The sequence below is a fragment of the Sphingomonas sp. 320_CC genome, from assembly GCF_059691795.1.
Genome location: NZ_JCAWAE010000001.1, coordinates 272649 through 294159 on the forward strand (window position 1 = coordinate 272649; position 21511 = coordinate 294159).

22 protein-coding genes are annotated in these 21511 nt (G+C 66.1%); 19 read left to right on the forward strand and 3 right to left on the reverse strand.

Features of this window, described 5'->3' with window-relative positions:
* Positions 1-69 precede the first annotated feature (69 nt).
* The 6 genes from ptsP to AC59GX_RS01315 all read left to right on the forward strand — a co-directional run bounded on the left by ptsP (position 70) and on the right by AC59GX_RS01315 (position 8132).
* On the forward strand, positions 70-2343 hold the full coding sequence (ptsP, locus tag AC59GX_RS01290) for a phosphoenolpyruvate--protein phosphotransferase (RefSeq protein ID WP_497300642.1): 2274 nt from the start codon (positions 70-72) through the stop codon (positions 2341-2343).
* A gap of 108 nt (positions 2344-2451) precedes the next feature.
* A complete protein-coding gene (locus tag AC59GX_RS01295) occupies positions 2452-3426 on the forward strand; it encodes a helix-turn-helix domain-containing protein (protein ID WP_426282640.1) in 975 nt (324 codons plus the stop codon).
* Positions 3427-3534: 108 nt separating this feature from the next.
* Positions 3535-4458 (forward strand): tetratricopeptide repeat protein, encoded by a 924-nt coding sequence (locus AC59GX_RS01300; protein ID WP_426282639.1) that lies wholly within the window; start codon positions 3535-3537, stop codon positions 4456-4458.
* A gap of 178 nt (positions 4459-4636) precedes the next feature.
* Complete coding sequence (gene tilS / locus AC59GX_RS01305; protein ID WP_497300644.1) at positions 4637-5602, forward strand: tRNA lysidine(34) synthetase TilS; 966 nt, start codon at positions 4637-4639, stop codon at positions 5600-5602.
* A 100-nt stretch (positions 5603-5702) separates the two neighbouring features.
* Positions 5703-7691 (forward strand): ATP-dependent zinc metalloprotease FtsH, encoded by a 1989-nt coding sequence (gene ftsH / locus AC59GX_RS01310; RefSeq protein ID WP_133018508.1) that lies wholly within the window; start codon positions 5703-5705, stop codon positions 7689-7691.
* A 63-nt stretch (positions 7692-7754) separates the two neighbouring features.
* The gene (locus AC59GX_RS01315) at positions 7755-8132 is read left to right on the forward strand and encodes a hypothetical protein (RefSeq protein WP_235518258.1); all 378 of its coding nucleotides are present in this window, start codon (positions 7755-7757) and stop codon (positions 8130-8132) included.
* A gap of 133 nt (positions 8133-8265) precedes the next feature.
* Here AC59GX_RS01315 and AC59GX_RS01320 read toward each other — a convergent pair whose 3' ends face one another.
* A complete protein-coding gene (locus AC59GX_RS01320; protein WP_426282634.1) occupies positions 8266-9375 on the reverse strand; it encodes a DUF3667 domain-containing protein in 1110 nt (369 codons plus the stop codon).
* Between the two features lie 77 nt (positions 9376-9452).
* Between AC59GX_RS01320 and AC59GX_RS01325 the strand changes: the two genes are divergently transcribed.
* From AC59GX_RS01325 to AC59GX_RS01380, 12 genes are all read left to right on the forward strand, one after another.
* Positions 9453-10715 (forward strand): glutamate-5-semialdehyde dehydrogenase, encoded by a 1263-nt coding sequence (locus tag AC59GX_RS01325; RefSeq protein WP_426282632.1) that lies wholly within the window; start codon positions 9453-9455, stop codon positions 10713-10715.
* A 31-nt stretch (positions 10716-10746) separates the two neighbouring features.
* Positions 10747-11001, forward strand: a complete 255-nt coding sequence (locus AC59GX_RS01330; RefSeq protein ID WP_426282630.1) for a hypothetical protein — start codon at positions 10747-10749, stop codon at positions 10999-11001.
* Positions 10998-11282, forward strand: coding sequence for a type II toxin-antitoxin system RelE/ParE family toxin (locus AC59GX_RS01335; protein WP_426282628.1), 285 nt, complete (start codon positions 10998-11000; stop codon positions 11280-11282). Before AC59GX_RS01330 ends, AC59GX_RS01335 begins: the two co-directional genes overlap by 4 nt.
* Positions 11279-11893 (forward strand): nicotinate-nucleotide adenylyltransferase, encoded by a 615-nt coding sequence (locus AC59GX_RS01340; protein ID WP_426282626.1) that lies wholly within the window; start codon positions 11279-11281, stop codon positions 11891-11893. Before AC59GX_RS01335 ends, AC59GX_RS01340 begins: the two co-directional genes overlap by 4 nt.
* 1 nt (position 11894) lies before the next feature.
* Complete coding sequence (gene rsfS, locus AC59GX_RS01345) at positions 11895-12302, forward strand: ribosome silencing factor (RefSeq protein ID WP_497300647.1); 408 nt, start codon at positions 11895-11897, stop codon at positions 12300-12302.
* 30 nt (positions 12303-12332) lie between these two features.
* Positions 12333-12755, forward strand: coding sequence for a 23S rRNA (pseudouridine(1915)-N(3))-methyltransferase RlmH (locus tag AC59GX_RS01350; protein ID WP_426282625.1), 423 nt, complete (start codon positions 12333-12335; stop codon positions 12753-12755).
* A gap of 3 nt (positions 12756-12758) precedes the next feature.
* Positions 12759-13931 carry a murein hydrolase activator EnvC family protein gene (locus tag AC59GX_RS01355; RefSeq protein WP_426282623.1) on the forward strand — a complete coding sequence of 391 codons (1173 nt, stop codon included), beginning with the start codon at positions 12759-12761 and terminating at the stop codon, positions 13929-13931.
* Positions 13932-14217: 286 nt separating this feature from the next.
* Positions 14218-15603 (forward strand): S41 family peptidase, encoded by a 1386-nt coding sequence (locus AC59GX_RS01360; protein WP_426282621.1) that lies wholly within the window; start codon positions 14218-14220, stop codon positions 15601-15603.
* Positions 15604-15623: 20 nt separating this feature from the next.
* Positions 15624-16106, forward strand: a complete 483-nt coding sequence (locus AC59GX_RS01365; RefSeq protein WP_426282619.1) for a disulfide bond formation protein B — start codon at positions 15624-15626, stop codon at positions 16104-16106.
* Between the two features lie 41 nt (positions 16107-16147).
* Positions 16148-16639, forward strand: a complete 492-nt coding sequence (locus AC59GX_RS01370; protein WP_497300649.1) for a demethoxyubiquinone hydroxylase family protein — start codon at positions 16148-16150, stop codon at positions 16637-16639.
* A 62-nt stretch (positions 16640-16701) separates the two neighbouring features.
* A complete protein-coding gene (locus AC59GX_RS01375) occupies positions 16702-17220 on the forward strand; it encodes a hypothetical protein (RefSeq protein WP_426282617.1) in 519 nt (172 codons plus the stop codon).
* Positions 17221-17756: 536 nt separating this feature from the next.
* Positions 17757-18449 carry a DJ-1/PfpI family protein gene (locus AC59GX_RS01380; protein ID WP_426282615.1) on the forward strand — a complete coding sequence of 231 codons (693 nt, stop codon included), beginning with the start codon at positions 17757-17759 and terminating at the stop codon, positions 18447-18449.
* Here AC59GX_RS01380 and AC59GX_RS01385 read toward each other — a convergent pair.
* Complete coding sequence (locus AC59GX_RS01385; protein WP_426282613.1) at positions 18440-19072, reverse strand: DedA family protein; 633 nt, start codon at positions 19070-19072, stop codon at positions 18440-18442. The genes AC59GX_RS01380 and AC59GX_RS01385 overlap by 10 nt on opposite strands.
* A gap of 79 nt (positions 19073-19151) precedes the next feature.
* Here AC59GX_RS01385 and AC59GX_RS01390 point away from each other — a divergent pair, with 79 nt between their 5' ends.
* The gene (locus tag AC59GX_RS01390) at positions 19152-19949 is read left to right on the forward strand and encodes an aldo/keto reductase (protein WP_426282611.1); all 798 of its coding nucleotides are present in this window, start codon (positions 19152-19154) and stop codon (positions 19947-19949) included.
* A 148-nt stretch (positions 19950-20097) separates the two neighbouring features.
* Here AC59GX_RS01390 and AC59GX_RS01395 read toward each other — a convergent pair whose 3' ends face one another.
* Positions 20098-21483, reverse strand: coding sequence for a UdgX family uracil-DNA binding protein (locus AC59GX_RS01395; protein WP_497300650.1), 1386 nt, complete (start codon positions 21481-21483; stop codon positions 20098-20100).
* Between the last annotated feature and the right edge of the window lie 28 nt (positions 21484-21511).

A 21511-nucleotide genomic window follows, 5' to 3' on the forward strand; every position in this document is an offset into this window, starting at 1 on the left:
GATCGAACTTCACCCCAACACTGCTTTTGTTGCGTGGCACCCAAGCGTTTCATCTGATAGCCAACGCGAATGCCCCTTTCGGCCGCCGCCTCCGCCCGCGAAATCCTCACCAGCCTTCACGACGTGATGGCGTCGCGCACGTCCGCGCAAGCCAAGCTCAACGCCGTCGTCGGCATCATCGCCACCGCGATCGACAGCGAAGTCTGCTCGATCTACCTGTTGCGCGAAGGCGTGCTCGAACTGTTCGCAACCCGCGGGCTCGATCAGGCCGCCGTCCACGTCACCAAGCTCGCGCTCGGCGAAGGTCTCGTCGGCACGATCGCCGAGGACGTCGAGGTGCTCAACCTCGACGAAGCCGCCAGCCACCCCGATTTCGCCTACAAGCCCGAGACCGGCGAGGACCGCTTCCACAGTTTCGCCGGCGTCCCGATCATCCGCCGCGAACGCTCCGTGGGCGTCCTGGCCGTCCAGCACACCGACCGTCGCAGATATGCTGACGTCGAGATCGAGGCGTTGCAGACGGTGGCGATGGTGCTTTCCGAACTGATCGCCAATGCCGGGCTGATCGACACGACCGGCGGCGGCGCGGATCGGCCGCAGTCGACCGCGGCAATGCGCATCCCCGGCCAAAAGCTGGTCGACGGCATGGGCGCGGGGTTCGCGGTCTACCACCAGCCGCGTATCCATATCGAGCACACCGTCGCCGAGGACACCGATGCCGAGCGCCACCGCGTCTATGCGGCGTTCGACAAGATGCGCGAAGGCATCGACCGGATGACCCGCGAGGCCGAATTCGGTGTCGGCGGCGAGCATGTCGAGGTGCTCCAGACCTACAAGATGTTCGCGTACGACGAGGGTTGGGCGCGGCGCATCAACGAGGCGATCGACTCCGGCCTCACCGCAGAGGCAGCGATCGAGCGCGTCCAGCAACGTACCCGCCAGCGCATGCGCCAGATCGACGATCCGCTGCTCGCCGACCGGATGCACGATCTCGAGGATCTGTCGAACCGGCTGCTCCGCATCGTCTCGGGCCAGATGGGCACCGCCGCGCAGATGGGCCTTCGCCAGGACACGATCCTCATCGCGCGCAATCTAGGCCCTGCCGAACTGCTCGAATACGACAAGCGCCGGCTGAAGGGCGTGATCCTCGAAGAGGGCTCGCTCACCGCACACGTCACGATCGTCGCGCGCGCGATGGGCGTGCCCGTGCTCGGCCGCGTTCGCGACATCCGCCGGTTGGTCGCAGAGGGCGACATGCTGTTGCTCGACAGCGCCGAGAGCAACGTCTTCGCGCGGCCCTCCGCGGCGATGGAGGAGGCGTTCGAGGCGCGGCTGGCAATGCGCCAGAAGCGCAAGGCGGCGTTCGCGGCGCTGCGCGACGTCCCGCCGATCACCAAGGACGGCCACCGCTTGACGTTGATGGTCAACGCAGGCCTCCGCGACGACGTGGCCGCACTCGACGTGACCGGCGCGGACGGCATCGGCCTGTTCCGCACCGAATTCCAGTTCCTCGTCTCCGCGACCTTGCCGCAGCGCGAGCGCCAGCAGCGCCTCTACCGCGAAGTGCTCGACGCGGCCGGCGATCGCCCGGTGATCTTCCGCACCGTCGATATTGGCGGCGACAAGGCGCTGCCGTATCTCAACAAGGAGGATTCCGACGAGGAGAATCCGGCGATGGGCTGGCGCGCACTGCGCCTCGGCCTGGAGCGCGACGGGTTGATGAAGGTGCAGGCACGCGCGCTTCTCGAAGCCGCCGCCGGCCGCACGCTCAACGTGATGTTCCCGATGGTCAGCGAGCCGTGGGAGTTCGACGAGGCGCGTGCGCTGTTCGAGGCGCAGCGGACCTGGCTCGAAGGGCGCGGTCGGAAGATGCCGCTGGCGATCCGCTACGGCGCGATGCTCGAGGTGCCGGCGCTCGCCGAGATGCTCGACATATTGCTGCCGAAGATCGAGTTCCTGTCGATCGGCACCAATGACCTCACGCAGTTCCTGTTCGCCGCCGATCGCGCCAACCCCAAGCTCGCCGAGCGCTACGACTGGCTCAGCCCGTCGATCCTGCGCTTCATCGCGCGGCTGGTCGCACCGGTTCGCGCGGCGTCGGTCGATCTGGCGGTCTGCGGCGAGATGGGGGGGCGTCCGCTGGAGGCGATGGCGCTGATCGGGCTCGGCATTGAGAGGTTGTCGATCACCCCCGCCGCCGTCGGCCCGATCAAGGCGATGACGCGCTCGCTAGATCGCGCCGCGCTCACCGCATACATGGCAGGACTGCTGGCCAACCCGCCGCGCGATATGCGCGGTGCGCTGACCACTTGGGCAACCGAGAACGGCGTCGAAATCGTCTGATCGGCGGAAAGCTGCGGTTAAGACGTTCGGTGCGTTGACACGGCTAAGGGCCTCTGAAAGACGGGTGCCATGGCGGGCAACGCTACGCGCCCGCGCTCGGAGATAAGAATGGACGAGGTCGAAACCGGCCAGAACGCAGCACCCGCTCAACCAGAGCGTGCTGGCGACATTCTCCGCAAGGCGCGCGAGGCGCAGGGCCTGACCGTCGCGGATATCGCGACGCGTACCCGTGTGCCGTTGCGTCATCTCGAAGCGATCGAGGCGTCCGATTATTCCACGCTGCCGTCCTCGACCTACGCAGTCGGTTTCAGCCGCGCCTATGCGCGCGCAATGGGCATCGACGAGGTGCAGATCGCCAACATCGTCCGTAGCGATGTTGCGAAGCTGGGCAGCAAGAAGCCCGAATACGAACCGTACGAGATGACCGATCCGTCGCGCGTGCCCTCGCGTGGCCTCGCGATCGTCGCGCTGGGCATCGCGATCGCGGTGTTGGTGCTGGTCGGGCTGTGGTACGGCACCGACATGTTCCGCGGTTCGAACAACGCCTCGATCACGACGCCGATCGCCGAGACCGCGCCGAACCCCGCCGCCCAGACCGCGCAACCGGTCCCTGCGCCGGCCACGCCCGCCAATGGGCAGGTCACGCTGACTGCCTCGGACGAGGTGTGGATGCGAGTCTACGATGCCGACAACAAGACGCTGTACCTGGGCACGATGAAGCCCGGCGAGAAGTTCGACGTGCCGAAGGATGCCAAGGATCCGAAGATCAACATCGGTCGTGCAGACAAGCTTGCGGTTACGCTCAACGGCGCCGCGGCTCCTGCGCTCGGCACCGGCGAACGCGCGATCAAGGACGTGTCCGTGGGTGCGCCGGCTATCGCCGCGCGGATCGCCGGCACGCCCGAGCCTCAGGCCACGCCGACCGCGACCGAAGCGACGCCGACGCCGACGCGGTCGCCGGAGCGGTCGCGCACCGCCAACCGTCCCCGCACGCCGCGTCGTCCGTTGAGCGAAACGCAGCGCGCCAATCTGGACGCAGCCGCCAATCCACCACCCGCCGCTACGGCAACGCCCAATCCGTGATGGCGGCGGACCGCCAAGGTCTAAGGCGCCAGGGTCTTAAGGCTGGCGACAGGATGGGTAGTGCAGCTATACCCGGACGATTAACCAATCCACCGGGGGGTGTGGCCCATGCGTAAGTCAATTCTTGTCGGCGTCTGCCTCGCGGCGCTGTTGCCCGCTGCCGTACAGGCACAAAATGTCGAGGGCCGCGTCGGCAAGCTCGAAAGCGAAATGCGCGCGGTCCAGCGGAAGGTCTTCCCCGGTGGCGCGGGCCAGATGCTCCAGCCCGAAGTCCGCGCACCACAGAGCGAGCAGGGCCCCGGACCTGGCTCGCCCGCGACCAGCGCGCTCGCCGACGTGAACCAGCGCGTCACGTCGCTCGAACAGCAGATGACCTCGCTCACCGAGCAGATCGAGCAGAACCAGAACCGCACCCGCCAGCTGCAGGACGCGTTCGACAATTACCGCCGTTCGAACGATGCGCGGCTGAAGACGCTTGAGACCGGCCCTGCACCGATCGCGACGGGGGCGGGGGCTGGTGGTCCGATCGAATCCGATGACCAGTCAGGTGGTCCATCACGCCCGACCACACGCCCCGAAGCCGCTAGCAAGCCCGGCGCTGCCACACCGACCAAGGTCTCGGTCGAAAAGCCATCGACCGGCGATCCGGCGGAGGACGAGTATATGTACGGCTACCGCCTCTGGGCGGCCAAGCAATATCCGCAGGCCGAGGCGCAACTGAAGAAGGTCGTCGCCGAATACCCGAAGAGCAAGCGCGCCAGCTATGCGCAGAACCTGCTCGGCCGGTCGTATCTCGACGAAGGCAAGCCGAGCCTCGCGTCGATGGCGTTCTACGACAATTACAAGAAGATGCCCGAAGGCGAGCGCGCGCCGGACAGCCTGCTGTATCTCGGCCAGGCGCTGACCAAGCTCAACAAGCCGGCGGATGCGTGCAAGGTGTATGACGAACTGAACGACGTCTACGGCGCCAAGATGGCGTCGGCGATGAAGGGGCAGGTTGCCGCCGGGCGCAGCGCGGCGAAGTGCAAGTAAGCAGGTCCTCGATGAATAGCAGTCCCTCTGAAATCCTCCCCTGCAAGGGGAGGTGGCAGCCCATCGGGCTGACGGAGGGGTATCGCGCCATCGAGAGCGGATCACCCCTCCGTCTGGCAAGCGCCAGACACCTCCCCTTGCAGGGGAGGATCAGCATCCTCGTCACGGCCCCCACCGCATGACAGAAGAAGGCCGCCGCTTCGCCGCCGACTTCGCGCGCCTCGCAAGCGACATCACCAACCCGCTGTTCGCCGTCTCCGGCGGCCCCGACAGCATGGCGATGCTCACGCTTGCGCACGAAGCACTCCCTCCCGGCTTCACGGTCGCGAGCATCGATCACCGCGTCCGCCCCGAAGCGGCGGAGGAGTCCGCGATGGTCGCCGCGCATTGCGCAACGCTCGGCATCCCCCACGCCACGCTCGCCCCCAGCGAACCGATCACCGGTGCCAGCATCCAGGCGCAGGCCCGCACCACCCGCTACGCCCTCCTCACCGACCACGCCCGCGCGATCGGGGCAGGGGCGCTCGTCACCGGCCATCACGCCGACGACCAGGCCGAAACCTTCCTCATGCGCGCCGCCCGCGGGTCAGGGTTAGCCGGCTTGGCTGGGGTCCGAGCGCGCACGGAAGTCCACGGCGTCACCGTGATCCGCCCCTTGCTCGACTGGCGCCGCGCCGAACTCCGCGCGATCGTCCGCCGTGCGGAAGTACCGTTCTTCGACGATCCCTCGAACCACGACGACCGCCACGATCGCACCCGCTTCCGCCGGTTGCTCGACCAGAACGAATGGCTCGGCACGCCCAACCTCGCGCGCGCCGCCGCCGCGCTCGCCGAGACCGACACCGACGTCCGCGCGATGGTCGACTGGATCTGGACCGAACGCGCGAAGGTCGGCGGCAGCGAAGTGAAGCTCGCGGTCGAGAAGCTGCCCCGCGAAATCCTCCGCCGCCTCGCCCGTCGCGCGATCGGCACGGTCCGCACCGACGCCGGCATCGTGGCGCCCGAATGGACCGAGGCCGCCAACATCGAAAGCCTCCTCGACTCGTTGATGGCCGGCAAACGGACCACTCAAGCCGGTATCATCGCCAGCGTTCGCGGCGACGTCTGGCGCTTCCGCGAGGCACCACCGCGCAGAACCGCTTAGCGCGCCCGTCCGTTCACACTGATCAACGCAAGTCGCGCGTTGTTCCATTGCCATTAACCTGCGCACGCTTATCTTGTGCGGTGAAAGGTATCGTGCACCCATGAGCGACAACGACAACCGCGGTCAGAAGCCCCAGGGCCCCGGAAACGGCGGCCCCGAGAACGGCGGCGGCAATCCTTGGATGAAGAGCCTGTTGATCTGGGTCGGCATCCTGCTCGCGCTGGCGCTGTTCGTGACCATGTTCGACGGCCGCACCGCGGCGTCGGGTGGCAATACGATCGCGTATTCGGCGTTCCTCGACAAGGTCGATGAGGGCACCGTCAAGGACGTCAACATCTCGCGCGATATCATCTCGGGGACATTGTCCTCGGGCGAGAAGTTCAAGTCGTATCCGATTCCGGACTCGACGCTCGTGCCAAAGCTGCGCGAGAAGGGCGTATCGATCAGCGCGAAGCCAGAAGAGGGCCCGTCGATGCTGGCGCTGCTCCTCTATCAGTCGCTGCCGTTCCTGCTGTTCCTCGGCATCGCATTTTTCGTCCTGAAGCAGATGCAGAAGAACTCTGGCTCGGGCGCGATGGGCTTTGGCAAAAGCCGCGCGAAGATGCTGACGCAGAAGGAAGGCAAGGTCACCTTCCAGGACGTCGCTGGCATCGACGAGGCTCGCGAAGAGCTTGAGGAGATCGTCGAGTTCCTGAAGGATCCGACCAAGTTCGCACGCCTCGGCGGCAAGATCCCCAAGGGCGCGCTGCTGGTCGGTTCGCCCGGTACCGGCAAGACGTTGCTCGCCCGCGCGATCGCGGGTGAAGCTGGCGTGCCGTTCTTCACAATCTCGGGTTCCGATTTCGTCGAGATGTTCGTCGGCGTCGGTGCGAGCCGTGTCCGCGACATGTTCGAGCAGGCCAAGAAGTCCGCGCCGTGCATCGTCTTCATCGACGAAATCGATGCTGTAGGTCGTCATCGCGGTGCCGGTCTCGGCAACGGTAACGACGAGCGCGAGCAGACGCTGAACCAGCTGCTCGTCGAAATGGACGGCTTCGAGGCGAACGAAGGCATCATCATCATCGCCGCGACCAACCGTCCCGACGTGCTCGACCCCGCGCTGCTACGTCCGGGCCGTTTCGATCGCCAGGTCACCGTGCCGCGGCCGGACATCGAGGGTCGCATCAAGATCCTCGAAGTCCACATGAAGAAGGTGCCGCTCGCGCCCGACGTCGACGCGCGAGTCATCGCTCGTGGTACGCCCGGCTTCTCGGGTGCCGATCTCGCCAACCTCGTCAACGAAGCGGCGCTGCACGCCGCGCGCAAGGGCAAGCGTCTGGTGGCGATGGCGGAGTTCGAGGAGGCCAAGGACAAGGTCATGATGGGCGCAGAACGTCGCAGCATGGTCATGACCGACGACGAGAAGCGGATGACCGCGTATCACGAGGCCGGTCATGCGGTCGTCGCGATGCACGAGGCTGCTTCGGATCCAATTCACAAGGCGACGATCATTCCGCGCGGTCGTGCGCTGGGTATGGTCATGCGTCTGCCGGAGCGCGACTCGTACAGCTACCACCGCGACAAGATGTACGCGAACCTCGCGGTATCGATGGGTGGCCGGGTCGCCGAGGAAGTCATCTTCGGCTACGACAAGGTCTCGAGCGGCGCCTCGGGCGACATCCAGTACGCCACAGGTCTGGCACGCGACATGGTCACGCGCTGGGGCATGTCGGACAAGGTCGGCCCGCTGGAATACGGCGAGCCCGAGGGCGAGTCGTTCCTGGGTTACTCGTCGAGCCGTCCGTCGCGCATGTCGAACCAGACTGCGCAGTTGATCGACGACGAGATCAAGCGGATCGTCGAAGGCGGTCTCGACCGCGCCAAGCAGGTGCTGAGCGATCATGTCGACCAGCTTCACACCGTGGCCGGCGCCCTGCTCGAATTCGAGACGCTGACCGGTGACGAGATCAAGAAGCTGATCGCCGGCGAGGATCTCGATCGTCCGGATCCGGGTGCGAAGGCGTCGACCGTCCCGCGTGCGGGTACGTCGATCCCCAAGACCCGGCGCCCCTCGGGTCCGTTCGGTACGCCAACACCGTTAGGGGCGTGATCCGGTTCACCGGGCAGTCACCTAAGTAGCTCTATGGGCGGTCTTTTCTCGGAAAGGCCGCCCATGTCGTATTCGCGTTCCAAGGCTGTCGTCGCAGCATTGCTCATGGTCGGCGCGGCAATGCCGGCAAGCGCGGCGATGACCGTCGGCACTTTCCTGGCCCGCGCCAACGCGTTGCGTGACCAGGGCCCGATGGCGCTCATGTCACCCGACCTTCCCGCACTGAAGGCCGAAGCCAAGGCCGCAACCAATCAGTTGAAGGCAGAACGCGCCGCCCGCGCCGCCGCCGGCAAGCCACCGATCGCCTGCGTTCCGGAAGGCGAGTCCGTCGGCATCATGGACATGCTCGACGGCCTCAACGAACTCCCCGCCAGCTACCAGAAGCGCCCGCTTAAGGACGGCTACGCCCGCGTCCTGGCGAACCTCTACCCCTGCCGCTGAGGTGGGTGGGGGAGGTTGAAGAGGTCTTCTTTCATCCGTTCGCCCTGAGCGAAGTCGAAGGGCATGCCCCGCACGCAGGCGCTTCAACTTCGCTCAGCACGAACGGGAGTTGGTAGAGCTCGCCTGATAACGTTCAGTCCGTCAACCCATGCAGTAACAACAGCACGATAAACGCGAGCAACACCGTAAACGCGAACGTCAGCAGCGCGACCGTCCGCCACGCCGCCGACCGCTTCCGCAGCGAATACGCCCCACGAAGCTGCGCAAACATATGGACTGGCGGCACGCACATCGCCGCCATCACTATCCAGCCCTCAGCGACGCCGATTACGCCCGCGATGATCAGCACGATCGTCAGCAGCATCATGAACGCTAGCGAATAGGTCACGAAGATAGCGTGGTCGTAAAGGTGATGTTGGCGTCGCCAGAGGAAAAGAAGCGCCATGAATGGCACGGATAACGGAATCAGGCCCCAGCTGTATTTATACGCGCTGGTCTGCAGCTTGTAGAACATCAGGCCCGGATTGCCGTTCGCCTTGGCGATCCCGTGGTCGAGCCGTTCCCAGCCGGTCTTGAAGTCGCCCAGGTCGACCAGCGTACCGTTGGCGCCGCCATTCTGCATATCCGCGGCGACCCCGAGCGCTCGGACAGTGGTACGCAGCGCGCTCGCCTGACGATCGAGCGTCGCAAGCTGTTCCCCCGAATATTTGGCGGGTGCACGCTTCGCAACCTGCTGCTGCGCCTCGACTTTGTTCAGCGCGAGACGAGCCCTGGCGGCCTCGTGTGCATAGTCGGACGTCTTGCCGGTTCGCTCGTCCCGGATGAAGTCCTTCGTCATTTCCCCGCCGACCGCGCCGATCGTCGCGAACATCAGGAAGACGGTGAACAGGAACAGCGCCAGCGGCGAAACGAACCGCGCCCGCTCGCCATTGACGTACCGCCGCGTGAGCGCACCCGGATGCAGCACCAGCAACGGCAAGGTCCGCCATATCTTGCCTTCGAAATGGAAAACCCCGTGCGCGATCTCATGCCCGATCCCGCCGAGCGAGCGATGGACATGCGCCGATTGACCACACGCGTGGCAGTGCTCGCCCAACAACCGCGTCCCGCAATTCAGGCACAGCGCATCGGCCGGCCCATGGCCCGTATGCGTGCCATGGGCTTCCCCCGCGCTCGGTTCGAACGCGCGCCCGACGATTGTACCCGTGGCGACATCCGCCGCTGCCCCGATATCCCCAGTCATGCGTCCCCCTGCAATATCGGCAGCGTAACGAGTTCGCGACGTTGGCGCGAGAGGCTTCGCATGGTACCGCGTGCGGCATGGCCGACGCAGAAAATCCGACCGAAATGATCGCCGAAATGGGCGCACGCGCGCGCTCTGCCGCGCTGGTTCTGGCAGCGATATCGTCGGCGCTTAAAGCCGCGGCGCTCGCATTGGCGGCAAAGTCGATCCGGGCGGCATCTGCTGAGATCGTTGCGGCGAACGCCGAGGACATGACGCGCGCGCGCGAGGCAGGTCTGTCGGGTGCGCTGCTCGATCGTTTGCGGCTTGACGAAGCGCGGGTCGCGGCGATGGCTGACGGCGTCGCGGCCGTGGCAGCGCTGGTGGATCCGGTTGGGCAGGTTATTGGCTCGAGCGCGCGCCCAAATGGCCTGAAGCTCTCGCGCGTCCGTGTGCCGATCGGCGTCATCGGCATCATTTACGAGAGCCGCCCCAACGTCACCGCCGACGCTGCCGCGCTCTGCGTGATGGCCGGTAACGCGGCGATCCTGCGCGGCGGGTCGGAAGCGGTGAAGAGCAATCGCGCGATCCACGCGGCACTGGTCGCGGGGCTGAAGGCGGGCGGGGTGCCCGTCGACGCGGTGCAACTCGTGCCGACCACCGATCGCGCGGCAGTCGGCGCGATGCTGAAGGCGGACGGGGTGATCGACCTGATCATCCCCCGCGGCGGCAAGAGTCTCGTCGCGCGTGTCCAGGCCGAAGCACGCGTCCCCGTCCTCGCGCATCTCGACGGCATCAACCATGTCTTCGTGCATGCGTCGGCGGACCCGGCGATGGCCGAGGCCGTCGTCGTCGACGCGAAGATGCGCCGCACCGGCGTCTGCGGTTCGATGGAGACGCTCCTGATCGACCGGGGTTATGCCAACGCACCCGCCTTGATTCGACGTCTTGCAGCAACGGGCTGCGAGGTCCGCGGCGACGCAAGCGCGCGCGCCCTCGTTCCCGAGATCGCAGCCGCCAATGCCGCCGACTGGGACACCGAATATCTCGACGCGATCGCTTCGGTCGCGATCGTCGACGGCATTGACGCGGCGGTTGCGCATATCGCTCGCCACGGCTCGCATCACACCGATGCGATCGTCGCGGAGGATGCGACCGTCGCCGAGCGCTTCCTCGCCGCGATCGACAGCGCAATCGTCCTCTGGAACGCCTCCACCCAGTTCGCCGACGGTGGCGAGTTCGGCCTCGGCGCTGAGATCGGCATCGCCACCGGCCGCCTCCACGCCCGCGGTCCGGTCGCGCTCGAGGGCCTCACCACCTACAAATGGATCGGCCGCGGCACCGGCCAGGTGCGCGGTTGATAAAGCCCGGTCAGAGGCATATCCTCGCCGCATGACGGAAGGTGCTTCGCTGACCCTGGAACTCGACACGGCTTCGCTGGCTTCGCTAAAGGCCGCGGCTGCTTGGCGCGACATGACGGTCGATGCGTATGTGAAGTCGGTCGTCGAGACCGCCACGCAAATGGATATCCAGCTCGCAGCCTTTGTGCAGGAAGGTATCGACGATATCGATGCCGGTCGTTCCTACACCCAGGAACAAGTCGAATCGTGGTTCGAGGCGCGTCACCGCGACATAGCGGCCGAGTGAGGCGTGCGATCTGGTCCGCGTCGGCGCTCGCGGATCTCGGTGAAGTCGATCGGTATCTTCGAGAGTATTCGGCGGATCATGCGCGCCGCGTCGGCGGCATGGCAGTCGCTGCGGTACGTCTGTTGGCTGACAACCCGTATCTGGGGCCAGTCGCTAACGGCGATCTCAGGAAATGGTCGATCCGTGGAACGGAGTATCTGATTCTTTACCGTCCGATGGCGACCGGCGTCGACGTGGTTCGCCTAATGCACGCCAAGCAAGACCGGCCTTTCCAGCTTTGACCGACGTCGGCATTCTCGGCGGGTCGTTCAATCCCGCACACCGTGGCCACCGCGGCATCACGTTGGCAGCACTCGACGCGCTCGCGCTCGACGAGGCGTGGTGGCTGGTGTCGCCCGGCAACCCGCTCAAGGACGCGGCGAACGACATGGCGCCGCTCGCCGCGCGTCTCGCCTCGGCGCGACGGATGGCTCGCCGCGCGCCGATCCGCGCGACCGATATCGAGGCGCGGCTCCACACCCGCTACACGCTCGACACAATCCGCAAGCTCAAGCGGCGCTACCCCAAGATCCGGTTCATCTGGTTGATGGGGGCGGACAATCTCGCCGACTTCCATCGGTGGAAGAACTGGCGGCAGATCGCCCGCGAGGTTCCGATTGCGGTAATCGCGCGTCCGGGATATGACGGGCGCGCACTCGCGGCCCCCGCGATGGGTTGGCTGCGGCGCTTCCAACGGCGCACAGACCATGCGAAGAGCTGGACGACGTGGAGATTGCCGGCCCTCGTGCTGTTGCGCTTCCGACCCGACCCGACCTCCGCAACCGGCCTGCGCGCCGAAAATCCCGACTGGGCCCAGCACGTTGCTGGCTCGGTAGTCTTACCCAGGAGCTGACTTGGCCACTTCCCCTACTGCCCCTCGCGCGACCGACCCCGAAGAGGTTGAGGCGCTGCATCGCCTGATCCTCGCGTCGCTCGACGACGACCAGGCGGTCGAGACCATCTCGATCCCGCTCGCGGGCAAGACCGGCATCGCCGATTACATGGTGATCGCCAGCGGTCGTTCGACCCGCCAGGTCGCCTCGATGGCGCAGAAGCTGGCCGAGCGGATCAAGGCCGAGTTTAAGCGCCCGGTTAAGATCGAAGGCCTGCCGACCGCGGACTGGGTGCTGATCGACGCGACCGACGTAATCGTCCACCTGTTCCGCCCCGAAGTCCGCAGCTTCTACAATCTGGAGCGGATGTGGGCATTCGGCGACGCACCGGCGCCGCCACCCGTGCCGACCTTCACCGACGAAGACTAAACTGACTTCGAGGCGGCCCCAGGTCGGATCATGCTGCTCCACATCGTCGCCCGCGGTCGGATCGGGCGCTCGCCCGAGGCCGACCTCGTCGACCGCTATCTGAAGAGGATCGTCTGGCCGACCAAGGTCAGCGAGCTCCCCGACACCGGCGGCAAGATTCCGCTCGTCGGCGAGCAGACTAGGCGCATCCTGCTCGACGAGAAGGGCGAGACGCTGTCCTCGACGCAGTTCGCGCAAAAGCTCGAGCGTTGGCGCGACGACGGCGTGCGCGAGGCGCGGTTCATGATCGGGGCGGCTGACGGCTTCGACGACGCGGCGCGCGAGGAGGCGGACCTGCTGTTCTCGTTCGGCCGCGCGACCTGGCCCCATCTGCTGGCGCGCGCGATGCTCGCCGAACAACTCTTCCGCGCCACCAGCATCCTTGCCAACCACCCCTATCACCGCGAAGGGTGATGCATGAGGATGGGGGGCGTTCTCGCGATCGCGGCGCTGTTCGCGGCGGCGGGCGTAACTGCACAGACTGACGCGCCCGAGTTGGCGAGCGAACAGCAACGCCTGGTCGCTGCCAAACGCGATGCGGTAATCGCCACTGCCCATGCCGCCAAACTCGTCGCCGCGGCCACGCGGGAACGCAACGCGGCCGACAAGGCGCGCCGTGAGGAACTGGCGCTCGCTGCACGCGTGACCGCCGCCGAAGCGAACCTCGCAACCGCCAGCGCCCGCGTGGCGCTAGTCGACCGCCTCCTGTCCGATCAGCGCGCCAAGCTCGGCCGCGCGCAAGCCCCCGTCGCCCGCCTACTCGCGGCGCTGGAATCGCTGGCCCGCCGCCCGACGATCGTCGCGGTCGCGCAGCCGGGATCGGTCGACGACCTCGTCCATGTCCGCGCAGTGCTCGGCAGCGCGCTTCCCGTGGTGCGCCAGCGTACCGAGGCCGTTCGCACCGAACTCGCCGAGACGCGGCGGTTGCAGGCCAGCGCGACGCTCGCCGCCAAGGCGCTCGCCGACGGCCGTGCGCGTCTGGAGAACGATCGCATCGCGCTGGCCACCTTGGAGGCGCGTCATCGCCAGCGCAGCCAGTCGCTCGGCCGCGGCGCGCTAAGCGAGTCCGATCGCGCGCTGGCGCTCGGCGAACGCGCGCGCGATCTGGTCGACGGGATGGCCGCCACCACCAACGCCAAGGCGACCGCAGCCAGCCTGATCGCGCTCCCCGGTCCGCTCCCCCGCCCGATCGCGCCCGGTACGACGCCCCCGGCGCCACCGAGCGGGGTGTACCGCACGCCGGTAGCGGGCAGGCTCGTCACCGGTTTCGACGAAGTCTCGGACGCCGGAGTCCGATCGCGCGGCCTGACCTTCGCCACCGCTCCCAGTGCGTGCGTCGTCGCGCCTGCTGCAGGGACGATCCGCTACGCCCGCCGCTTTCGCGACTACGGGGTTATCGTCATCGTCGACCACGCCGATGGTTGGACCAGCCTCGTCACCGGCCTCGCGGCAACCTCCGCAAAGCCCGGCGACCGTGTCACGATGGGCGCCCCGCTCGGCACCGCCCCCCGCCAAGACCCGCGCATCACCGTCGAACTCCGCCGCCGGGGTCGCCCGGTCGATGTCGCTTCGTTGATAGGACCCAGCTGATCAGCCAAATCCGATGGGCGCAGCTTTCGATCCCCCCCCGCAAGGGGGAGGTGTCGCCGAAGGTGACGGAAGGGGAGGACACGGAGCAGCGGTAATCTCTTACCGCCCCCTCCGTCTGGCAAGTGCCAGCCACCTCCCCCTGGCGGGGGAGGATCGAAAGCCCCCCCAGTCAGCCCTCATTAACCCCCACGCGCCTTCACTCCGCGCGCGCGTTGCCGCCAGCGTTCCGCTACGCTACGCCGTCACGACCGTACGACACGTCTTTTCTCAGGTTGCAGGACCATCGATGCCTCGTCCTATACTGCGTACCCCGTTCCTTGCCGCGACTGCGATCGTCGGCGCGCTGACGCTGATCCCATTGGCCACCTCCGCGATGGCGGCAGTCGACACCGACACGTACCGCGAGTTCGACCAGTTCCTCGACGTCTTCAACCGCGTGAAGGCGGAATATGTCGACAAGGTCGATGACAAGACGCTGATCAAGGGCGCGATCCAGGGCATGCTCGCCAGCCTCGATCCGCACTCCAGCTATGTCGATGCGCTCGACTACGAAAACCTCCGGATTATGACCGAGGGCAATTACGGCGGTCTCGGGCTGACGGTGCAGATGGAGGACGGTGCGATCAAGGTCGTCGCCCCGCAGGAGGATTCCCCCGCTGCCCGCGCCGGCGTCAAATCCGGCGACTACATCACGCATATCGACGGCAAGCTGATCTACGGCGATTCGCTCGACGAGGCGGTCGGCAAGATGCGCGGCAAGCCCGGTAGCAAGATCACGCTGGGCCTCGTCCGCCCAGGCCGCGACAAGCCGCTCGACGTGACGATGATGCGCGAGATCATCGTCCAGAAGCCGGTGAAGTGGGAAGTCCGCGGCGACGTCGGCTATATCAACATCAACACGTTCAGCGAAAACACCGGCGCCGACACCCGCGCGGCGATCATGGCGATCGACAAGTCGCTTGGCCACCGCCCGCTCGGCTATGTCGTCGACCTCCGCGAGAATGGCGGCGGGCTCCTGACCCAGGCGATCGAGGTGAGCGACGCGTTCCTCGATCATGGCGAGATCGTCTCGCAGCGCGGCCGCGAGAAGACCGATATCGAGCGCTATTACGCCAAGCCCGGCGACGACGCGCACGGCCTGCCGGTCGTCGTCCTCACCGATCCCGGCACCGCGTCCGCGTCCGAGATCGTCGCCGGCGCGCTCCAGGATCACCACCGCGCGCTGATCATGGGCGAGCGCAGCTTCGGCAAGGGCTCGGTCCAGACCGTGCTCCAGCTCGGCCCCGAGACCGCACTGCGGCTGACCACCGCGCGCTACTTCACGCCGTCCGGCCGATCGGTGCAGGAGGGCGGGATCGAGCCCGACATCAAGGTGCCGCAGCTCACCGACCCCGACTACAAGTCGCGCCCGGTGTTCCGCGAGGCCGATCTCCGGAAACACCTGATCAACGAGGTGAAGGCCGACAACGCGGTGCTCGAGGAGGATACCAAGACCGATCCGCGCTTCTCGCAGACGCCCGACCAGTTGAAGAAGCAGGGCATCGACGATTTCCAGCTCTATTACGCGCTGAAGACCGTCGCGCGCCTCGGTGGCCCGGTGCAGGTCGCCGCCGCGACGAAGCCGCGGCCGATCAAGCCCGATGCCGACGCCGCCAAGGCAGCCACCAAGTGAGCGTGCGTCGCGGGTTGGGCATGACCAAGAACGAAGAGATCGCGCGTGCCATCGCGCTCCTGCTGCCGGCGTTCCTGCTGCTCGGTGCGCTCGGCTCGCAATATCTCGGCGGGCTGTATCCGTGCGAGATGTGCCACTGGCAGCGCTGGCCGCATTATTCCGCGGTGCTGATCGCGGGCGCGACGTTCTTCGTCCCCGGCCGTTCGCTGCGGGCGTCGCTGGTGATCATCGCCGGGCTGTTGATCGGCCTCAGCGGTCTGATCGGCGTCGCGCATGCCGGCGTCGAATATTACTGGTGGAACGGCTTCACCGCCTGCACCACGACCGTCTCGATGGCCGGCACGACCGCCGCCGAGCGACTCGCCGCGATCATGAATGCGCCGATGGTGCGCTGCGATTCGCCACAGTGGAAACTGCTCGGAATCTCGCTCGCCGGCTTCAACGCCATCTTTTCCCTCGTCGGTGCGTTCACCATATTCGCACTCATGAGGAAGACGAGATGAGCGGCTGGAAGCCAGGAGACGCCAAGCGGGCGACGGACTCAATGATCCGGGTCGACCAGGCCGGAGAGTACGGCGCGATCCGCATTTATGCGGGTCAGTTGGCTGTGCTTGGCGACCGCCACCCGGCGTCGCGCTCGATCCATCACATGGCGCAGCAAGAGGAACGCCACCGCGCTTTCTTCGACAAGATGATCGTCGATCGCCGCGTGCGGCCGACCGTTCTGCAGCCGATTTGGAAAGTCGCTGGCTTCGCGCTTGGCGCGGTGACCGCGGCGATCAGCCCACGAGCGGCGATGGCGTGCACGGCGGCGGTCGAGACTGAAATTGACAAGCATTACGAAGAGCAACTCGTTCAGCTTGGCGCCAGCGACCCCGAGCTATCGGCAGCCATTCTCGATTTTCAGGCCGAGGAACTCGAGCACAAGGCCACCGCGATCGCCGCAGGGGCGGAGGAGACGCCGGGTTATCCGGTATTGAGTGCCGCGATCCGGCTCGGCTGCAAGGTTGCGATCGCGACTGCCAAGCGGATCTGAGATGCGGCCGATACAATGAGATACGGCCAGTGACTGAAGTACGGATTGTGGGAGTGATGCGTATGAAAATGCTTTTTGCGACGGCGTTGCTCGTCGCCGGACCCGTTGCGGCGCAGACGGCGCAATCTGCTCGCCCTGTAGCGCCGCCAACGCTGGCGCAGATACCCGCCAAGGGACCGACGCTGGCACCGGCTCTGCCCGGTGCTACCGGCAAGGCCAAACCGATTTCCGCCCCCGGCGAAGTCTCGCGCAGTGCGCCTGTCAACGGCGTCCTGACGCTATTCGGCAACGAGCGCTGCCCGACCAACCAGAACGGTGAAGAGATCGTCGTCTGCGTCCGTCGCAGCGCGCAGGAGCAATACCGCGTCCCCAAGGAACTCCGCGAGTTCGTCGTCACGCCCGAAAATGCAAGCTGGGCAACCAAGGCACAGGGCACGATGGACGCCGGGTCGGGCGTCAGCACGATCGGAAGCTGCTCGGCGGTCGGCGCAGGCGGCGCCACCGGCTGCTTCGGTCAGCGGGTGCGAGAATCGCGGCTTGAGAACAAGACGCGCGCGGCAGAAGTCCCCGTCCTCCCGTAAACCCGTCGTAAACGACAACGCCATTACTTCCCCCCTCCCTGAAAGGGAGAGGCAGGGGTGGGTCGGCTTTTCGCACCGCTTACCGTCCCCCTGGCGCACAAAAGGGGGCAAACGGATGGGCTAACATCCGGAAATCGAAAACCGTCCCCGCCCGATCCGCGCCGATGGTTACGAAAAAGACTTCTCGCCTACTCTGCAATTTTTCTTGCCGCCGTCATGACCGCGCTGATGCTCGGGACGTGGCTGTTCGCCTGACACCCGCGCGCGCTGTTTTAGACGTAACTGTCCTACAGGCGGATGGAGTGGCATGATGCGCGAATGACGTCGGCAGCCATCCGGAGTGCATTCGCTAAAACCGCCCCCTACGGTGCGTCGGGCGCAACCGAAAATACTGCACCAGCGTCTGCACTTTCTGCACTTCGGGCGAGCGCGATCATTGCACGTTGCCGGACTCGCGCTGTTTTTCAGCGAGTTAGGCCGATTCGGAGCGATTTCGCGATGCTTGATCGTAAGAACCTATCGCAAGGAGCAATCACATGACCGAGCCGCTGGGCATCGCCTTCCTGCTGTTCCCGAACGTGACGCAGCTTGACCTGACCGGCCCTGCGCAGGTTCTGTCGCGGCTCGGCAACGCTCGGCTCGATCTTGTCTGGAAGACGCTGGAGCCGGTCCCGACCGACGCCGGTTTCTCGATCCTGCCGACCGCGACCTTTGCGGACGTGCCGTATGCCGACATTCTCTGCGTGCCCGGCGGTTTCGGCATAAACGGCGTGATCGCCGACGACGAGGCGATGGCGTGGGTCCAGACGGTCGGCGCCGAAGCGACGTGGGTTACGAGCGTGTGCACCGGCTCGCTGATTCTCGGCGCGGCGGGGTTGCTCCATGGTTACCGCGCCAGTTGCCACTGGGCGCAACGCGACATGCTGACTCTGTTCAACGCCATCCCGGTCGACGCGCGGACCGTGGTCGATCGCAACCGCGTGACCGGCGGCGGTGTCACCGCAGGGATCGACTTCGCACTGACGCTGACCGCGATGATCCGTGGCGAGGCACATGCTCGAGCGGTGCAACTCGGTCTGGAATATGACCCCGCGCCGCCATTCGACAGCGGTTCACCCGCCAAGGCCGGTCCCAAGATCGTCGCGGCGTATCAGCGCCGCATGCAGTCGATCGTTCCCACCCGCGACGACGATCTGCGCGCGTTAGCAAAGCTCCGTGGTTACGAGTGACGCTTCAGACCGCGTACCCGGTGCCAGACATAGAAGCCGACCAGCGCGATCAGGGCGACGCCGATCAGCAGGTCGGCGCTGTGGAACGCGGCCTTGACGCGCGGATCGCTGTCCCACTTGTCGCCGAGCTTCATGCCGACCCACGCCAGCCCGAAGCACCACGGCCAAGACCCGATGAACGTGTAGACGTGGAACGGCACCAGCTTCATCCGCGCGACTCCGGCGGGGAAGGCGATGAACGAGCGGATCACCGGGAGCAGGCGGCCGATCAGCACCGCCATCGAGCCCCAGCGTGCGAAGAACCGGTCGGCTGCGTCAAGCTCGCCCGGTCCGATCAGGACGAAGCGACCCCAGCGCTCGGCCATCGGTCGGCCGCCGCGCTTGCCGACTTCGTAGGCTACTATCGAGCCAAGGTTGCACCCGATCGCGCCCGCGGTCGCGGCGAGATATAGGTCGAAGCGCCCGGTCGAGACTAGATAGCCGGCGAAGGGCATGATGATCTCGGACGGCAGCGGGATGCATGCGCTCTCGATCGCCATGAGCAAGGCGATGCCGACATAGCCACCCGACGAGATGACGCCGATCGTGAAGGTGGCCAGCACGGCCAGAATCTTTTCGAACATGGCTCGGTCGATTGCGCGAACCGGGCGACGAAGGGAAGAGCCAATCGGAACCGGCACGCGGTTCGTTCGCTGGTGCGGCATGACAGATCTCACACTCAACGACGGCCGCACGATGCCCCAGCTCGGCATGGGCACATGGCAGATCCCCGACAGTCAAGCCGCGGCGATCGTCCGCGCCGGGCTCGATATCGGCTTCCGCTTGGTCGACACCGCCGCAATCTACGACAACGAACGCGGTGTCGGCGATGGCTACAAGGGCTCGGATGCGTTCCTGACCACCAAGCTGTGGAATGATCGGCAGGGTGACGCCGAGGCAGCAATGGACGAGAGCCTTGCGCTGCTCGGTGTCGAGTCGGTCGACCTGTACCTGATGCACTGGCCGGTGCCGAAGCAGGACAAGTATATCGAAGCCTGGCAGGCGATGATCGCGCTGCGCGATGCCGGGAAGGCCAAGTCGATCGGCGTGTCGAACTTCCTGCCCGAGCATATCGATGCGATCGTCGCCGCAACCGGCGTGACCCCGGCGGTCAACCAGATCGAACTCCACCCGAATTTCCAGCAGCGCGAGCAGCGTGCGTATCATGAAGCGCATGGCGTCATAACGCAGAGCTGGAGCCCGTTGGGGCAGGGCAAGACGCTGTTGCAGGACAGCGCGATCGTTCGGATCGCCGACAAGCATGGTTGGAGTACAGCGCAGGTTATCCTGGCGTGGCATCTGGCGAATGGTTTTTCGGTCATCCCGAAGGCGTCGGATGCGGAGCATCTCGCTGACAATTTCGCGGCGTTGGATCTGACGCTGGACGACGAGGACATGGCTGCGATCGAAGCGCTCGACGACCCTGCTGGCCGGTTGGGACCAGAACCAAACTCGATGTGATCGGTGAATATGGCTATCCAGCCTCGCCCGTCCTCCTGACGAAAGTCAGGACCTAGGGTTACGAGGGAGAGCGGTTACGGCTCTGGGTCCTGACTTTCGTCAGGAGGACGGGCGGGGCAAGTTCAACTGGCAACGATGTCGCAGAAAATCAGCTGATCCGCCCGCCTACGACCCGCAAATCCTCGACAAACCGCGCATATTCCTCCGCCGCCTGCGCCGGGTCCGGTAGCCGCAGCAGATAGCTCGGATGCACCGTGATCCAAGCCTCGCCGCCATCCGGCAACTGCAACGCCCGCCCACGCTCGCGCCCGATCGTCATTACCTTGCCGAACAGCGACCGCGCCGCCGTCGCGCCCAGCGCCACCGTCACCTTTGGCTTGATCAGCATCTGCTCCTGCTCGATCCACCAGCGGCATGCGTCGATCTCGCCAGCGCCGGGCTTGGCGTGGATGCGTCGTTTGCCGCGCTGTTCGAATTTGAAGTGTTTCACCGCGTTGGTGACGTAGGCGCGGGAGCGGTCGACGCCGGCTTCGGTCATCGCCTTGTCGAACATCTGGCCGGCGGGGCCGACGAACGGGCGGCCGGCGATATCCTCTTGGTCGCCCGGCTGCTCGCCGACGAACATTAGTGGCGCGTCGACCGGGCCTTCGCCGAACACGGTTTGCGTCGCGGGCTTGTACAGAGGGCAGCGGGTGCAGCCGGCAGCTTCGTCACGCAGCGCTTCCCATGCGATCAGGCTGTTGCCGCCGACCGTGTCGCGCGCCTTCGCGATCATCCCGCTCTCCCGTGCCTGTGCCGCCGCCAGCAGGCCGGGCACCAGCGCGGTTTCAGGCATGTTCTTCCAGTATTTCTTCGGCATCTCCTTCAGCATCGCGCCGATCTTCACGCGCGCTGGGTTGAAGATGCTGGCGTAATAAGTCTTCCAGACTTCCTCGGTTGGGTCGCCATCGGGGGCGTCGGCCTTGCTCGCGCCGGGGCCTTCGCTGAGCGCCTTGCCGTCCCAGTGGATCGAGACCCCGGGCGTCAGGATCGACCAGCGCATGCTGGCGAAGCGGTTGACGAAGAACGCAGCGTTCGCGCGGACGATGTGATGATCGGGCTCGAACCACGCGACGAAGCGGATTCCGCCGTCTTCCTCGACTTCGCGGAAGCGGAGGAAGGCGCGCATCTTGTGGATGTCGCGACGGACGTCCTTGGCGATTCGGTCGAGGCGGCGGACGAGCGGATCGGCGCGATCCTCGATCAGTTTGGGTTCGCGGCGGAGGCGGAAAAGCAGCGTGTAGAGCAGGGCGAACCGTTCTGGGTCGCTGCCGAGGATGGCGCTGCGGGCCAGGTCGATGAAGGCGCGGGGGACTGAGAACGCGCCGGGGGGCGGGGCAGGGGCGGGTTCGGCGACGGTTGCGAACAGGTCGACTGGCTCGTCGCCGACTTGCCAGACGACGTCGTCGGGAGGGACGTCTTCGGCGATCAGGCCGCGCGCAGCGTCGCGCCAGCCGTCGAAGTCGTCCGGTTCGGACAGGGTTACGACGCGCATAATCCTCCCCGGCACGGGGAGGGGGACC

Coding starts and splice junctions, on each gene's coding strand:
- ptsP (WP_497300642.1), top strand. CDS start 70: ATGCCCCTTTCGGCCGCCGCCTCCGCCCGCGAAATCCTCACCAGCCTT.
- AC59GX_RS01295 (WP_426282640.1), top strand. CDS start 2,452: ATGGACGAGGTCGAAACCGGCCAGAACGCAGCACCCGCTCAACCAGAG.
- AC59GX_RS01300 (WP_426282639.1), top strand. CDS start 3,535: ATGCGTAAGTCAATTCTTGTCGGCGTCTGCCTCGCGGCGCTGTTGCCC.
- tilS (WP_497300644.1), top strand. CDS start 4,637: ATGACAGAAGAAGGCCGCCGCTTCGCCGCCGACTTCGCGCGCCTCGCA.
- ftsH (WP_133018508.1), top strand. CDS start 5,703: ATGAGCGACAACGACAACCGCGGTCAGAAGCCCCAGGGCCCCGGAAAC.
- AC59GX_RS01315 (WP_235518258.1), top strand. CDS start 7,755: ATGTCGTATTCGCGTTCCAAGGCTGTCGTCGCAGCATTGCTCATGGTC.
- AC59GX_RS01320 (WP_426282634.1), bottom strand. CDS start 9,375: ATGACTGGGGATATCGGGGCAGCGGCGGATGTCGCCACGGGTACAATC.
- AC59GX_RS01325 (WP_426282632.1), top strand. CDS start 9,453: ATGGCCGACGCAGAAAATCCGACCGAAATGATCGCCGAAATGGGCGCA.
- AC59GX_RS01330 (WP_426282630.1), top strand. CDS start 10,747: ATGACGGAAGGTGCTTCGCTGACCCTGGAACTCGACACGGCTTCGCTG.
- AC59GX_RS01350 (WP_426282625.1), top strand. CDS start 12,333: ATGCTGCTCCACATCGTCGCCCGCGGTCGGATCGGGCGCTCGCCCGAG.
- AC59GX_RS01355 (WP_426282623.1), top strand. CDS start 12,759: ATGAGGATGGGGGGCGTTCTCGCGATCGCGGCGCTGTTCGCGGCGGCG.
- AC59GX_RS01360 (WP_426282621.1), top strand. CDS start 14,218: ATGCCTCGTCCTATACTGCGTACCCCGTTCCTTGCCGCGACTGCGATC.
- AC59GX_RS01365 (WP_426282619.1), top strand. CDS start 15,624: ATGACCAAGAACGAAGAGATCGCGCGTGCCATCGCGCTCCTGCTGCCG.
- AC59GX_RS01370 (WP_497300649.1), top strand. CDS start 16,148: ATGATCCGGGTCGACCAGGCCGGAGAGTACGGCGCGATCCGCATTTAT.
- AC59GX_RS01375 (WP_426282617.1), top strand. CDS start 16,702: ATGAAAATGCTTTTTGCGACGGCGTTGCTCGTCGCCGGACCCGTTGCG.
- AC59GX_RS01380 (WP_426282615.1), top strand. CDS start 17,757: ATGACCGAGCCGCTGGGCATCGCCTTCCTGCTGTTCCCGAACGTGACG.
- AC59GX_RS01385 (WP_426282613.1), bottom strand. CDS start 19,072: ATGTTCGAAAAGATTCTGGCCGTGCTGGCCACCTTCACGATCGGCGTC.
- AC59GX_RS01390 (WP_426282611.1), top strand. CDS start 19,152: ATGACAGATCTCACACTCAACGACGGCCGCACGATGCCCCAGCTCGGC.
- AC59GX_RS01395 (WP_497300650.1), bottom strand. CDS start 21,483: ATGCGCGTCGTAACCCTGTCCGAACCGGACGACTTCGACGGCTGGCGC.